Source organism: Caulobacter sp. CCH9-E1, from assembly GCF_001556515.1.
In the GTDB taxonomy this organism is placed as follows: Bacteria; Pseudomonadota; Alphaproteobacteria; order Caulobacterales; family Caulobacteraceae; genus Caulobacter.
The window spans coordinates 1-12740 of record NZ_LSJA01000081.1 but is presented as its reverse complement, the minus strand read 5'-3'; the positions used below and the strand labels follow the sequence as shown (position 1 = coordinate 12740).

Here is a 12740-nt window from a genome sequence, read left to right as displayed (position 1 = left end):
TGCGCACGATTTCCAACGAAACCCGAGCCGCCCCCCTTTCTCGACGCGGGCTCCTCGCCGCCGGCGGGGCGGCCATGGCCGCAGCCTGGGCGGGCGCCGCCAGCGCGGCTGAGGCCAACTTCTTCCAGCGCCGCAAGCTGCCGCTGGGCATCCAGCTCTACAGCCTGGGTCCGGATCTCGCGAAGGAGCTCGACGCCCAGCTGGCGACGGTCTCCAAGATCGGCTTCAAGACCGTGGAGCTGGCCGGCTATCTGGGGCGCACGCCGGCCGAGCTGCGCGCCGCCTTTGATCGCGCGGGTCTTGCTTGCACCAGCGCTCACGTTCAGCCCAAGGGCGCTGGCGCCACCTTCAGCGGCGATCTCGGGAAGTTGGCCGACGACCTGCATGTGATCGGCGTGAAGACAGCGATCATGCCGATCCTCTACATCCCGGACCGCTTCACGGGGGCGGACCTGCGTCAGGCCGGAAACCAGATGACCGCCGACGACTGGAAGTGGAACGCCGACTTCATGAACGAGAAGGCGGTCGTCCTGAAGAAGGCTGGCATCGCCACCGGCTACCATAACCACAATTTCGAACTCGCGCCGCTTAAGGACGCCAAGGGGGGCGACACCACCGGCATGGACATCCTGCTGAAGGGCACGGACCCGAGCCTGGTCTCGTTCGAGATGGACGCGGGCTGGGTGACGGCCGCTGGTCACGACCCCTTCGCCATGCTGAAGGCGCATGCCGGCCGCTTCACCCATATGCACGTCAAGGACATCAAGCCGAACACGAAGCCGAACTTCGAGCTCCGCCAGGATCCGACCGAGGTCGGTTCCGGCATGATCAATTGGCCCAAGCTCCTGCCCGCCGCCTATGAGGCCGGCGTGCGCGGGTTCTTTTACGAGCAGGAGCCGCCGTTCACGGGGACCCGCCTTGCGTCGGCTAAGATCAGCTTCGACTATCTGGCCAAGGTGGTCGCCTGATGAGCCTGCGGATGGCCATGGTCGGGGGCGGGCCCGGCTCGTTCATCGGTCCGGTGCACCGGATGGCCGCCGAGCTTGACGGACGCATCCGCCTCATCGCCGGGGTGTTCAGCCGCGATCCGGCCAAGAACGCGCGGGCCGCCGCGGCCTGGGGCGTCGCGCCGGACCGGGTCTATCCGGATCACCACACGATGATCGCCACCGAGCGCACCCGCGCCGATGGCGTCCAATTGGTGTCCGTCGTGACGCCAAACCATCTGCACTTCGACGTCTCCGCGGCGGCGTTGCGCGGCGGCTTGAACGTGATCAGCGATAAGCCGGCCACCCTGAACCTCGCGGAAGCCAGGGAACTGGCCGCGATCGTCGCGGCGTCGGGCAAGCGCTACGGCCTGACCTACACCTACACCGGCTATCCGATGGTCCGCGAGGCGCGCGAGATCGTGGCCCGGGGCGACCTCGGGGCGATCCGCAAGGTGGTGGTCGAGTATTCGCAAGGCTGGCTGTCCAAGCCGCTGGAGCGCGACGCCGACAACAAGCAAGCCACCTGGCGGGTTGATCCGACCCAGTCTGGCGTCGGCGGCTGCATCGGCGACATCGGCGTCCACGCCTTCAACATCGCCGAGTTCGTGACCGGCCAGCGGGTCGAGCGGCTTTGCGCCGATGTCGCCACGGTGGTGCCGGGACGCGCCCTGGACGACGATTGCAACGTCCTGCTGCGCTTCGGCAACGGCGCACGGGGCGTGCTGATCGCCTCGCAGATCAGCGCCGGCGCTCGCAACGGCCTGAAGCTCTGTGTCTATGGCGAGAAGGGTGGCGTGACCTGGTCTCACGAGGATCCGAACGTTCTGACCCTGGACTGGCTGGACGGCCCCAGCCAGGTGCTGCACGCGGGCTCGCCCTATCTCAGCGCAGCGGCTCGCTCGGTCACCCGCCTGCCGACTGGCCATCCGGAGGGCTTCATCGAGGCCTTCGCCAACATCTATCGCGATTTCGCCGACGCCATCGAGGGCGGGGAGGGGGCGTTGGTTCCCGATATCGCCGAGGGCGTGCGCGGCATGGCCTTCGTCGAGCGGGCCGTGTCCGCCAGCCGCGAGGACGCCGGCTGGGTGAGCCTGGAAGGAGACGTTTGATGAAGACGCTCAAGGGACCCGGCATCTTCCTAGCCCAGTTCATCGGCGACAAGCCGCCGTTCGACAAGCTGGAGACCATGGCCAAGTGGGTCGCCGACCTCGGCTATGTCGGCGTGCAGATGCCGACCGGCGGGGCCGACTCGTTCTTCGATCTGGCGCGCGCCGCCGAGAGCCAGGCCTATTGCGACGACATCGCCGGCCTGCTGGCCGACCATGGCCTGCGGATCACCGAACTCTCGACCCACCTGCAGGGCCAGTTGGTCGCCGTGCATCCGGCCTATGACGAGCTGTTCGACGGCTTTGCGCCGCCCCAGCTGCGCGGCAAGCCCAAGGAGCGTCAGGAATGGGCGGTCGGGCAGGTCAAGGCCGCGGCCGTGGCCAGCCGACGCCTCGGACTAAAGGCTCACGCCACGTTTTCGGGCGCGCTGGCCTGGCCCTATTTCTATCCGTGGCCGCAGCGTCCTGCGGGCCTGGTCGAGGAGGCCTTCGCCGAGCTCGGTCGGCGCTGGAAGCCGATCCTGGACGTCTTCGAGGAGAACGGCGTCGACGCCTGTTACGAGATCCATCCGGGCGAGGACCTACATGACGGCGCGACCTTCGAGCGCTTTCTGGACGAAGTGGGCGGCCATCCGCGCGCCAACATCCTGTACGATCCCAGCCATCTCGTCCTGCAGCAGCTGGACTATCTGGGCTACATCGACCGCTACCACGAGCGCATCAAGGCGTTCCACGTCAAGGACGCCGAGTTTCGGCCCTCGGCCCGGGCCGGCGTCTATGGCGGCTACTTGGGCTGGGTAGACCGGCCGGGACGTTTCCGCTCGCTGGGCGATGGCCAGGTGGACTTCCGAGCCATTTTCTCGAGGCTGGCCCAGTACGACTACGACGGCTGGGCGGTGTTGGAGTGGGAGTGCGCATTGAAGCATCCCGAGCAGGGCGCTCGCGAAGGCGCGCCGTTCATCCGCGACCACATTATCCAGGTGACCGACAAGGCGTTCGACGATTTCGCCGGCGGCGCTTCGGATCCTGGTCGCAATCGCCGCCTGCTTGGCCTCTAATCCGCCCGACCCGACGGAGTATTCGATGAAGTTCCAGCTTACCTTCGCCGCCATTGTCTCGGGCCTGGCCTCCAGCGCGGCCGCCGCGCCCCCCACTGGCGAGCAGGTGTTCCAGCAGCGCTGCACGGTCTGCCACTCGCTGCAGCCAGCCCCCGGCAAAATGGGGCCGCCCTTGGCCGGCGTGGTCGGTAGAAAAGCCGGGACCGCGCCGGGCTACGCCTACAGCAGCGCCATGAAGGCCTCGGGTCTCACCTGGACGCCTGACCGGCTGGACGCCTTCGTCAAGGCGCCAAACAAGCTGGTGCCAGGCACCAAGATGCTGCTGGGCGCGCCGAACCCCGAAGAGCGCGCGGCGGTGATCCAGTACCTGGGGACTGTGAAGAAGTGAGGTTCCTGACGGCGCCTTAGAGCGTGAGCCGAGAGTGTGCGCGGTTTCGGCGACTATCACGCTCTAAATATTTGAATCAGGGCCCGTTTGTCAGCTTCAAATGATTCCATTTGAAGCTGACAGGCGCTAGCGCGCCGTCAGCTCCTGGATCTCGATGTCCTTGAACTCGATCGGATGGCCCTCGCTCTGCAGGGCGATGTAGCCTTCGGTCACCCGCTGTGCGCCGCGGGCGAGGATGTACGGCTTGGCGCCGTCGGCCACCGTGTCGTCCGGATCCAGGGTGATGTCCGCGTAGTGGTGAACCACGACGCCGTCGATCTTTTCGAACACCTCGCCGTTCGGCCGTACTTCCAGCTCGGCCTTGACCCAGGTTCCGTCCGGAATCGTCGGCGCCTTGGCGGACGGGGTGCAGTGTTCCTTCACCTTCTGGCCGTCGATGGTGATGGTGACGCCTGGCGTGCAGACCGCGGCGGTCGCTCGGCGCCCGTCGCCATCCTTGCCCAACAACTGGAACTCCACCGAGACCGGGAACGACTGGTTGACCGTCATGCTCTCGGGACTCTGGCTATGGAACATGATCCCGCTGTTGCTGCGCGCCCAGGCGGGCGTGTCCGGCAGGGCGCCGTCGGTCAGGAATCGGTAGGTCAGGCGGAGGCGGTAGGCCTTGAACGGCGCCTTGTAAAAGAGGTGGCCGAACTGCCCGTCCATGGTCTTGTAGCCGGCGTAGGAAACCCGGATCGCGCCGTGATCGACGACGAAGGTCTGCTGGTAGTTTTCGCCCATCGGATGCTTGGCGATCTTGGGGGTCCACCCGTCCAGGCTCTTGCCGTCGAACAGGGGCCTCCAGGGCCCGGCCTTGAAGTCCTGAGAGAACGCCGGGGTGGCGGTCGCAACCAGACCGAGCGCGAGCGCGGCCAAGCCGGCGCCCCGCGCCTTGGCGGACAAGATGGTCATGGTGCTTTCTTCCTCCCGGACGCCCACTTTTCGCGATCGAATGTCGAGCTTTCTTGCAATGTAACCCATTTCATGGAAGCCTCCAGGCAAGAATGATGGGTTCCATCCAGGGTTGGCGTCGCGTTGCGTAAAGCATGCCGGCGCGGTCTGGCGAGCGGACCGCAAAGGGAGCGAACATGGCCAACCTGAACGGTCGCGCGCGTCGTAAGAACACCTACGACGCCATCGTGGTAGGCAGCGGAATCACCGGCGGCATCGCCGCCAAGGAACTCACGGAAAAAGGCCTCAAGGTTCTCGTGCTGGAGCGCGGACGCATGGTGCGTCACCTCGAGGACTATCCGACCGCCACCCTCGATCCCTGGCAGACCAAGTACCCGCAAGGGCAGTTGCCGCCAGATGAGCTGGCCGAGCGCTACAAGGTGCAGCGGCGCACGGGCTACACCATGACGGAGTACACCCAGCACTTCTTCGTCCGCGACGACACCAATCCCTATACCGAGACCAACCGGTTCGACTGGATTCGCGGCTATCATGTCGGAGGACGCTCGCTGACCTGGGGGCGGCAGAGCTATCGCCACAGTCCGATCGACTTCGAGGCCAACGCCCGCGAAGGCATCGCGGTCGACTGGCCGATCCGCTACGAGGACCTCGCGCCCTGGTACGACCACGTCGAGCGCTTCATCGGCGTCTCGGGGCAAGCCGAGGGCCTGCCGCAGCTTCCCGACGGCGTCTACCAGCCGCCGATGGAGATGAACTGTGTCGAGAAGGCCTTCAAGGCCAAGTCGGAAGCGCGTTTTCCCGAGCGGCGGATCACCATGGGGCGCACGGCTCACCTGACCGCGCCGACCGAGGAGCAACTGAGCCTTGGCCGCACCAAGTGTCAGTATCGCAACATGTGTATCCGGGGCTGTCCGTTCGGCGGCTACTACAGCTCCAACTCCGGCGGCCTGGTCGCCGCTGAGCGCACCGGCAACCTGGTGATCCGGCCGAACTCCATCGTCACCGAGCTGATCTATGACGAGAAGGCCGGCAAGGCCAGCGGGGTCCGGATCATGGACGCGACGACCCGCAAGGACGAAGAGTTCTACGCCGACGTCGTGTTCCTCTGCGCCTCCGCGCTGAACTCGGCGTGGATCATGATGAATTCGACCAGTTCGCGCTTCCCGAATGGTTTCGGCAACGGCAGCGACCAACTGGGCCGCAACGTGATGGACCACCATCTGGGCGTCGGGGCCAGCGGCGAGGCCCCCGAATTCGCCGACATGTACTATTCCGGCCGACGGCCCAACGGCATCTATGTGCCGCGTTTCCGCAACCTCGGCGACGCCGCGACCAAGCGGTCGGATTACCTGAGAGGGTTCGGCTATCAGGGCGGCGCGTCTCGTCCGGGCTGGGAGCGCGACCTCCGGAAAGCTGGGCGCGGTTTCGGCGCGGAGCGCAAGGCCGCGCTCAGCCAGCCAGGCCCATGGAGCATGGGTTTGGGCGGCTTCGGCGAAATCCTGCCCTACGAGGACAATCGCGTCACCCTGAACCGTGACCTGAAGGACGAGTTCGGCCTGCCGACCCTGACCATGAACGTGACCATGCGCGAGAACGAGCTGGCCATGCGCAAGGACATGCAGAACGCCGCGGCCGAGATGCTCGAGGCGGCGGGCTTTAAGAACGTGCGCGGCTATGACAGCGGCTTCGCGCCGGGCCTGGGCATCCACGAGATGGGCACCGCCCGCATGGGTCGCGATCCCAAGACCTCGGTGCTGAACGCCCACAATCAGGTCCATGAGTGCAAGAACGTCTATGTGACGGACGGCGCGGCCATGACCTCGGCCTCGTGCGTGAATCCGTCCCTGACCTACATGGCGCTGACGGCGCGGGCGGCCGACCATGCGGTGAAGGCTCGCAAGCGGGGAGATCTGTGATGCTGCACCGACGCGACGCTCTCAAGGGTCTGGCGCTCACGGTCGGCGCGGCGGCGACCGGCTGGGCCGGCCGCGCGGCCGCGGCCGCGCCGACGCTTGGCTGGACGCCGACGGCCCTGACCAGCGACCAGGCGCGGCTGGTCGACGTGGTGGCCGAACTGATCATCCCGACAACCGATACGCCAGGCGCGCGCCAGGCTGGCGTGCCGCAGTTCATCGACCGCGCCCTGGCCAACTATTGCGACCAGACCCAGAAGGACCTGCTGATCGGCGGTCTGACGCGGATGGACGCTGACGCTCGCGCTTCGCACGGCGATGTCTTCGTGGCGCTGAAGCCGGAGCAGCAGGTCGCCCTGCTGACCGCCTATGACCAGGAAGCGGCGGTCGCCAAGGGCCAGAACCCCGGCCAGCCGCATTTCTTCGCGGCGCTGGAGGACTGGGTGACGGTCGGCTACTTCACGTCCGAACCCGGCGCCACCATCGCCTTGAAGTACGACCCGGTGCCCGGGGCCTATCACGGCTGCATCCCGCTGGCCGAGGTCGGGCGCGCCTGGGCGACGCGCTAGCCGCCCGGTCAGAACCGGAACTGAGCGAACAGCACCGCAAGGTTGGTCGGCTTGCCGCCCAGCGCTCGCACGGCCGGGCCGGCGTCCTGCCGCGCCAGCTGCCCCTGGAGCTTGACGTTGCGGCTCACTTGCCAGGTCGCGTCCAGCTGCACGGCGTCGCCGACGTTCTTGGGCTGGCCCGGACGCGCGGCGGCGAGCGGAACGAGCGGCTGCAGGTAGATCGCGTCGGCGCTGGTCCATAGCCGGCGGGCCGTATAGCTGGCCTCGACGCTGACGGCCTTCGACGGCGCGACGCCCAGACTGGCGCGCAGGGCGGCCAGGTTGCCCCAGCTGAAGAGGCCGGTCTCGTCGAAATAGGCGCCCTTCGGGAACATCGGGTTGAAGGTCCCCAAACGGCCGTCGTTCGGATCACGATCCCCCGAACCTTTGTCGAGGCGTAGGCCCAGTCGCGGCCTCCAAGGTTGATCCAGCGTATAGCCGCCGCCCGCTGAGGCCGCGAAGGCGCGGATGCGGCGTCCGGCAAAGCGGCCGCCTTGCGCGACGCCTTCGAGCTCGTAGTCGACTCGGCCAGCAGCGCCTGAGAACCGCGCGCCGAGACTGGTCCGCCGCTCATCGCCGCTGACTGTCCCGAAGCGGACGGCGTCGCGCTCAAGCCCCAGAGCGTAGATGTCCAAGGTCTGGCGCGGCGATAGGCGCGTAGAGGCATACAGGCCGTAGAAGCGTTGCGTGCGGCTGCGGGTGTCGTCGAAGGCGCCCGTCGAGATCACGACTGGCTGAAGATAGAAAGCGTCCAGCTTGAGCGAACCGACGCTCCGGCTGATCCGCGCGCCGTCAAAGCTCTGGCGGATGTTCGGCGCTTCGCGCACGGCGACGAACCGCTGGGTCGGGTTCAGCTGGAGTTCCTGGCGCCCTAGCCTGAAACGCCAGCCTGAGGCGGGCGTGACGTCGACGAACAGCACCTGGGCGTCGACCCCGTCGCGATCGGTGGCGGCGGGCTTGTCTTTCTTACCGTAGTCCCGGTGAAGGCCGAGCTCGCCATAGACCCTAACGGCCTGGCCCAGGCGCAGGTCGCTGCTCAGCAGCAGTCGGCCCAGTGCGAAGGTGTCGGCCTGCGCGCCGCCCAGGCCGAAACGCGGCGTGTCGGCGGCGTCTACCCGCAGGCGCGCTTCGCCACCGAAGCTGAGATAGGCGTCGTCGCCCAGGGGGACATACCGCAGCGGATCGACTCCGGTGCGGTTGGTCGCGTTGCGCAGATAGCCATAGTCCTCGTCTGACCGCACGAGCTTGAAGGCGGGCGGCTCGGACGCTTGAGCAGCGCCAGCGCTCGCCAGCGCGGCCAGCACGACAGGCGTGACCAACTTCACGACCGCTTTCCGCGCAGCGCGTGCAGCGCCGCCAGCACGGCGACCACCACGACGCCCAGAGCCAGGCTCCAAGGCCCCGCGAACAGCACACCGAGCGCGCCGCCCATGGCGCCGAGGGCGAAGGCCAGCACCGGCGGCCAGGTTTTGCGAATCCTGACCCTCAGCGCCTCGTCCGGCCGGCCGCGCGTCACGGCGAGGTCGACGATGTCGATCGCGATCTGGGTGACGTTCCCCGTCATCATGGTCGTGGGCGCCAGATGGGCGAAGACGACGCGGGCGGCGACGTTCTGGACCGCCATGGCGACCACCCCGACCAGACCGGCTAGCATGACCCCAGGCGCATTGGCGTCGGCGGCGGGCAGGGCGCGCGCCGTCAGCAGCATGAAGACCAGCAGCAGGACAGCCTGCAGCGCCAGGACCAGCACCTCGCAGGGCTGTCCCTTGGCGTTGCGCCAGCGGATCAGGGCGTACGCGGCCGCGGCGGTTCCGATGAACACGGGCAGGGCCAGGAGCTTGCTGGCGAGGCCGCTGGCGTCGCCGGCCAGGCCGACGCCCAGCATGACGATGTTGCCGGTGGCGTGGGCGACGAACAGGCCAAACAGCAGCACGAAACCGATCACATCCACATAGCCGCCGACGAAGGCCATGCTCATGCCGGTCACGCCGGCCAGACGAACGGGACGCTGGGCGCTCACGCGACTCGCTCCCGACGGTCCAGCAACGCGACCAGGACAAAGCCGCCGATCAGGCCGATGTGCTCGGCGAAGGCGTTCATGGCCATGAAGCGGTCCTGGCCCGCGGACATCGCCCAGAAGGCATTGGCCTTGACCGCCGCCAACAGGGTGAAGACGCCCAGCATGCCCGCGCCGAGCCACAGCCAGCGACGGCTCAGGATCAGCACCGGCCCGATAATCTCGACGGCGATGGTCAGAACAGCCCAAAACGCCGGCGGGGCCATGCCAAAGTGAGCCTGTTCCGTCACTGCGCCGGGGAAGTCGGCCGTCTTGACAACCGCGCCCAGCAGATAGGCGCTGACCAAGGCGAGGCGGGCCAGGAGCGCGGTCTGCGGCCAGTCGAGGACGACCGCCACCCAGCGCGGGGTTTCACGCGAGCGGGCCACCTCACACCGCCCAGCAGCCGCACCCCATGACGCCCCAGAAGGAGCGCGCATCGGACGTGGGGGTTTCGCGGGCGTAGGCCGCGGCGTGGTCGTGGCCGTGGACGTTGCAGCTGCTGGCGCATCCGCAGGCCGAGGCCAGGGCCCGCGCGTGGCCTCGCGAGCGATCCTGGTAGCCGCCGAAGGTCCGCACCGGCGACCAGTCGGGCATCGGCGGCGGCAGAACTGGCGCCAGCTTGCCGAAATCGCCTTCGCCATGGACCACCTTGCCGCCCAGCAGGGTCAGAACCGATGACAGATGCGGGATCTCATCCTCGGGGACGGTCAGGTAATCGTCCGACAGCACCGCCAGGTCGGCCAACTGGCCGACGGCGATCTGACCCTTCTTGCCCTCCTCATTGGAGAACCAGGTGTTGGCGGTCGTCCACAGGCGCAGGGCCTCCTCGCGGTCGACGCGGTTGGCGGACGGGTAGAGGCGCGTCCCGCCGACCGTCTTGCCGGTGACCAGCCAGTTCAGCGAGACCCACGGGTTGTAGCTGGCGACGCGGGTGGCGTCGGTGCCGGCGCCGACCGGGATCCCGGCCTTCAGCATCTTGCTGATCGGGGGCGTGGTCTCGGCGGCCTTCGCGCCATAGCGTTCCATGAAGTGCTCGCCCTGATAGGCCATCCGATGCTGTACGGCGATGCCGCCGCCCAAGGCCGCGATCCGGTCGATGTTGCGGTCGCTGATCGTCTCGGCGTGGTCGAAGAACCAGTGCAGGCCGTCGAACGGCATGTCGCGGCTGACCTTCTCGTAGACGTCCAGCGCCCGGCTGATGGTCTCGTCGTAGGTGGCGTGCAGGCGCCAGGGCCAGCGGTTCTCGACCAGGTGGCGGATCACCGGCTCAAGGTCGGTTTCCATGTTGGCCGGCATTTCGGGGCGCTCGACCCGGAAGTCCTCGAAGTCGGCGGCGCTGTAGACCAGCATCTCGCCGGCGCCGTTATGGCGGTACTTGTCGTCGCCCTGTCCCGGCCTGACCTGCTTGGACCAGCTCTGGAAGTCGGACAGCTCGGCCTTCGGCTTCTGGGTGAAGAGGTTGTAGCTGATCCGCAGGGTCAGCTGGTCGTCGGCGTGCAGCTTCTCGATGATCTCGTAGTCATCGGGATAGTTCTGGAAACCGCCGCCGGCGTCGATCACCCCGGTCACGCCCAGGCGGTTCATCTCGCGCATGAAGTGGCGGGTCGAGTTCAGCTGATACTCGGGCGGAAGCTTCGGGCCCTTGGCCAGGGTGGCGTAGAGGATCGTGGCGTTCGGCTGGGCCAGCAGCAGGCCGGTGGGCTCGCCCGAGGCGTCGCGCTGGATCTCGCCGCCCGGCGGGTTGGGCGTGTCCTTGGTGTAGCCGACGGCGCGCAGGGCGGCGCGGTTCAGCAGGGCGCGGTCGTAGAGGTGCAGGATGAACACCGGCGTTTCGGGCGCGGCGGCGTTGATCTCGTCCAAGGTCGGCAGGCGCTTCTCGACGAACTGGTGCTCGGTGAAGCCGCCCACCACGCGAACCCACTGGGGCGGCGGGGTGTTGGCGGCCTGCCTCTTCAGCATGGCCATGGCGTCGGCCAGGGTCGGCACGCCATCCCAGCGCAGTTCCATGTTGTAGTTCAGCCCGCCGCGGATGATGTGCATGTGGCTGTCGATCAGGCCCGGGATCACTCGGCGGCCTTTGAGATCGATGATCGTCGGATTGGGACCGGTGGCGGCGCGGACTTCGCGTTCCTCCCCGACGGCGGCGAACTTGCCGTCGCGGATCAGCGCGGCGTCGGCGCGCGGATTGCTCCGGTCGAGGGTGGTGAACTTGCCATTGACGAGCAGCAGATCGGCTTGGGCGGACATGGGACCGGACCTCCGAGGATCGGCGAGACGGGGATTAGGAAGCAGCGCCGCGCCCAGGGCCAGCGCCTGTCGGCGATTGAGCGGCGTCATGCCTGGTCTTCGGGCGTCTTGGCGCCGGCGTGGGGACCGAGCACGCGGCCGGCGCAGTCGGGCGTCTTCAGATAGGCCGCGACCGGCGCCTTGGCCAGCAGGCGCTTGGCGATCGGGACCGCCTGCTCGCCCAGCAGCATGCCGAGCAGACCCAGCAGGGCGATGGGGGGCGGGGCAGGGGAGCGCACGCCCATCAGCGAATAGAGGACGCCTACCAAAAGGCCGGCGCCGATAGACAGGAGATAGGGCTTCATCGCGGCGCTCCAGAAAGGGCGGGCGAGGCGCTTAGGCCTCGCCCGGAAGCGGTCAGTGACCTTCCGACGCGCCGAACATGGCCTTGGCGTAGGTGACGCCCAGGCCGTAGGCGCCGCCGAACTTCTTGGCGACGCCGGTCGTCAGCTCGTAAGTCTCGGCGCGGGCCCAGTCGCGTTGCAGTTCCAGCAGGTATTGCAGCGAGGTCATCGGCTGGGCGCCGGCTTGCACCATGCGGGTGACGGCGCGCTCGTGGGCTTCGTTCGAGACGTCGCCGCAGGCGTCGGTGATCACGAACACCTCGTAGCCTTGCTCCAAGGCCGACAGCGCCGGGCCCACGATGCAGACCGAGGTCCAGAGGCCAGCCAGGACGATCCGCGACTTGCCGATGGCGTTGACCTCGGCGATGACCGGGGCGTCCTCCCAGGTGTTCATCGAGGTGCGGTCCAGCAGGCGCTTGCCTGGGAACGGGTCGGTGACCTCGGTGAACATGGGACCCGAGAAGCTCTTCTCGGCGACCGTGGTCAGGATGGTGGAGACGCCGAAACCGGCGGCCGCGCTGGCGACCAGGGCGGCGTTGGTGCGCAGCAGGCTGGCGTCGATCGACTTGGTGGCGAAGGCCATCTGCGACTGGAAGTCGATCATGATCAGGGTGTGATCGGTCGGGTTCAGGAGGCGCGCGCCCGGATTGGCCTTGGCTTGCAGGGTCATGATTTCGGTCCTTTTGAAGATTGGCGGACCGTGCCCCGGGCCGCCGTGTCGGTGTCTGATGAGGAGACTGTGCCGGGGCCTGCATGGTTCATAAATGGAAATGAATGAAACTCATCATTTCTGATTCATGCCTTTGTCGGACCGAAGACCCGCATCCAAGACACGGGTCTCCAATCGCCCAAAGAGGACGCGCTCGGCCGTGCGTACGGTGACGAGCCCCAGCACGAGCCAAGGACCGCCGTCACGTGCGAGCTCGTGCTCTATCGGCCGAGTTGGGCCTGCTTGACACATGACGGCGGTCTCAGCTTCGCTACGCCTTGAAGAAGGCCAGCAGGTCGGCGTTGATGACGTCGGGGTGGGTTGAC

13 protein-coding genes are annotated in these 12740 nt (G+C 67.4%); 6 read left to right on the top strand and 7 right to left on the bottom strand.

What is annotated here, in order from left to right:
* Window positions 1-74: 74 nt before the first annotated feature.
* The 4 genes from AX690_RS04360 to AX690_RS04345 are packed head-to-tail and all read left to right on the top strand — an operon-like array spanning window position 75 to window position 3541.
* Window positions 75-968 (top strand): sugar phosphate isomerase/epimerase family protein, encoded by an 894-nt coding sequence (locus AX690_RS04360; RefSeq protein ID WP_369798171.1) that lies wholly within the window; start codon window positions 75-77, stop codon window positions 966-968.
* Window positions 968-2098, top strand: a complete 1131-nt coding sequence (locus AX690_RS04355; RefSeq protein WP_066687682.1) for a Gfo/Idh/MocA family protein — start codon at window positions 968-970, stop codon at window positions 2096-2098. Before AX690_RS04360 ends, AX690_RS04355 begins: the two co-directional genes overlap by 1 nt.
* Entirely contained in the window at window positions 2098-3153 is a 1056-nt protein-coding gene (locus AX690_RS04350) for a sugar phosphate isomerase/epimerase (RefSeq protein WP_066687676.1), read from the top strand. The genes AX690_RS04355 and AX690_RS04350 overlap by 1 nt, the downstream gene beginning before the upstream one ends.
* 25 nt (window positions 3154-3178) lie before the next feature.
* On the top strand, window positions 3179-3541 hold the full coding sequence (locus AX690_RS04345; RefSeq protein ID WP_066687675.1) for a cytochrome c family protein: 363 nt from the start codon (window positions 3179-3181) through the stop codon (window positions 3539-3541).
* A 126-nt stretch (window positions 3542-3667) separates the two neighbouring features.
* Here AX690_RS04345 and AX690_RS04340 read toward each other — a convergent pair whose 3' ends face one another.
* On the bottom strand, window positions 3668-4495 hold the full coding sequence (locus tag AX690_RS04340) for a DUF1080 domain-containing protein (protein WP_066687672.1): 828 nt from the start codon (window positions 4493-4495) through the stop codon (window positions 3668-3670).
* Window positions 4496-4671: 176 nt separating this feature from the next.
* Here AX690_RS04340 and AX690_RS04335 point away from each other — a divergent pair, with 176 nt between their 5' ends.
* Window positions 4672-6411 carry a GMC family oxidoreductase gene (locus tag AX690_RS04335; protein ID WP_066687671.1) on the top strand — a complete coding sequence of 580 codons (1740 nt, stop codon included), beginning with the start codon at window positions 4672-4674 and terminating at the stop codon, window positions 6409-6411.
* A complete protein-coding gene (locus tag AX690_RS04330) occupies window positions 6411-6977 on the top strand; it encodes a gluconate 2-dehydrogenase subunit 3 family protein (RefSeq protein WP_066687668.1) in 567 nt (188 codons plus the stop codon). Before AX690_RS04335 ends, AX690_RS04330 begins: the two co-directional genes overlap by 1 nt.
* An 8-nt stretch (window positions 6978-6985) precedes the next feature.
* On the opposite strand, the gene AX690_RS04325 is transcribed toward AX690_RS04330, so the two are convergent.
* From AX690_RS04325 to AX690_RS04300, 6 genes are all read right to left on the bottom strand, one after another.
* Window positions 6986-8341 carry an alginate export family protein gene (locus tag AX690_RS04325; RefSeq protein WP_066687663.1) on the bottom strand — a complete coding sequence of 452 codons (1356 nt, stop codon included), beginning with the start codon at window positions 8339-8341 and terminating at the stop codon, window positions 6986-6988.
* Window positions 8338-9036: a YoaK family protein gene (locus tag AX690_RS04320; RefSeq protein WP_231732119.1), complete on the bottom strand. Its 699-nt coding sequence runs from the start codon at window positions 9034-9036 to the stop codon at window positions 8338-8340. Before AX690_RS04320 ends, AX690_RS04325 begins: the two co-directional genes overlap by 4 nt.
* Entirely contained in the window at window positions 9033-9461 is a 429-nt protein-coding gene (locus AX690_RS04315) for a DoxX family protein (RefSeq protein ID WP_197426780.1), read from the bottom strand. The genes AX690_RS04320 and AX690_RS04315 overlap by 4 nt, the downstream gene beginning before the upstream one ends.
* 1 nt (window position 9462) lies before the next feature.
* Window positions 9463-11322: an amidohydrolase gene (locus AX690_RS04310; RefSeq protein ID WP_066687653.1), complete on the bottom strand. Its 1860-nt coding sequence runs from the start codon at window positions 11320-11322 to the stop codon at window positions 9463-9465.
* Window positions 11323-11408: 86 nt separating this feature from the next.
* Window positions 11409-11666, bottom strand: coding sequence for a DUF1427 family protein (locus tag AX690_RS04305; RefSeq protein ID WP_066687650.1), 258 nt, complete (start codon window positions 11664-11666; stop codon window positions 11409-11411).
* A 52-nt stretch (window positions 11667-11718) separates the two neighbouring features.
* Window positions 11719-12375, bottom strand: coding sequence for a hydrolase (locus AX690_RS04300; RefSeq protein ID WP_066687643.1), 657 nt, complete (start codon window positions 12373-12375; stop codon window positions 11719-11721).
* Between the last annotated feature and the right edge of the window lie 365 nt (window positions 12376-12740).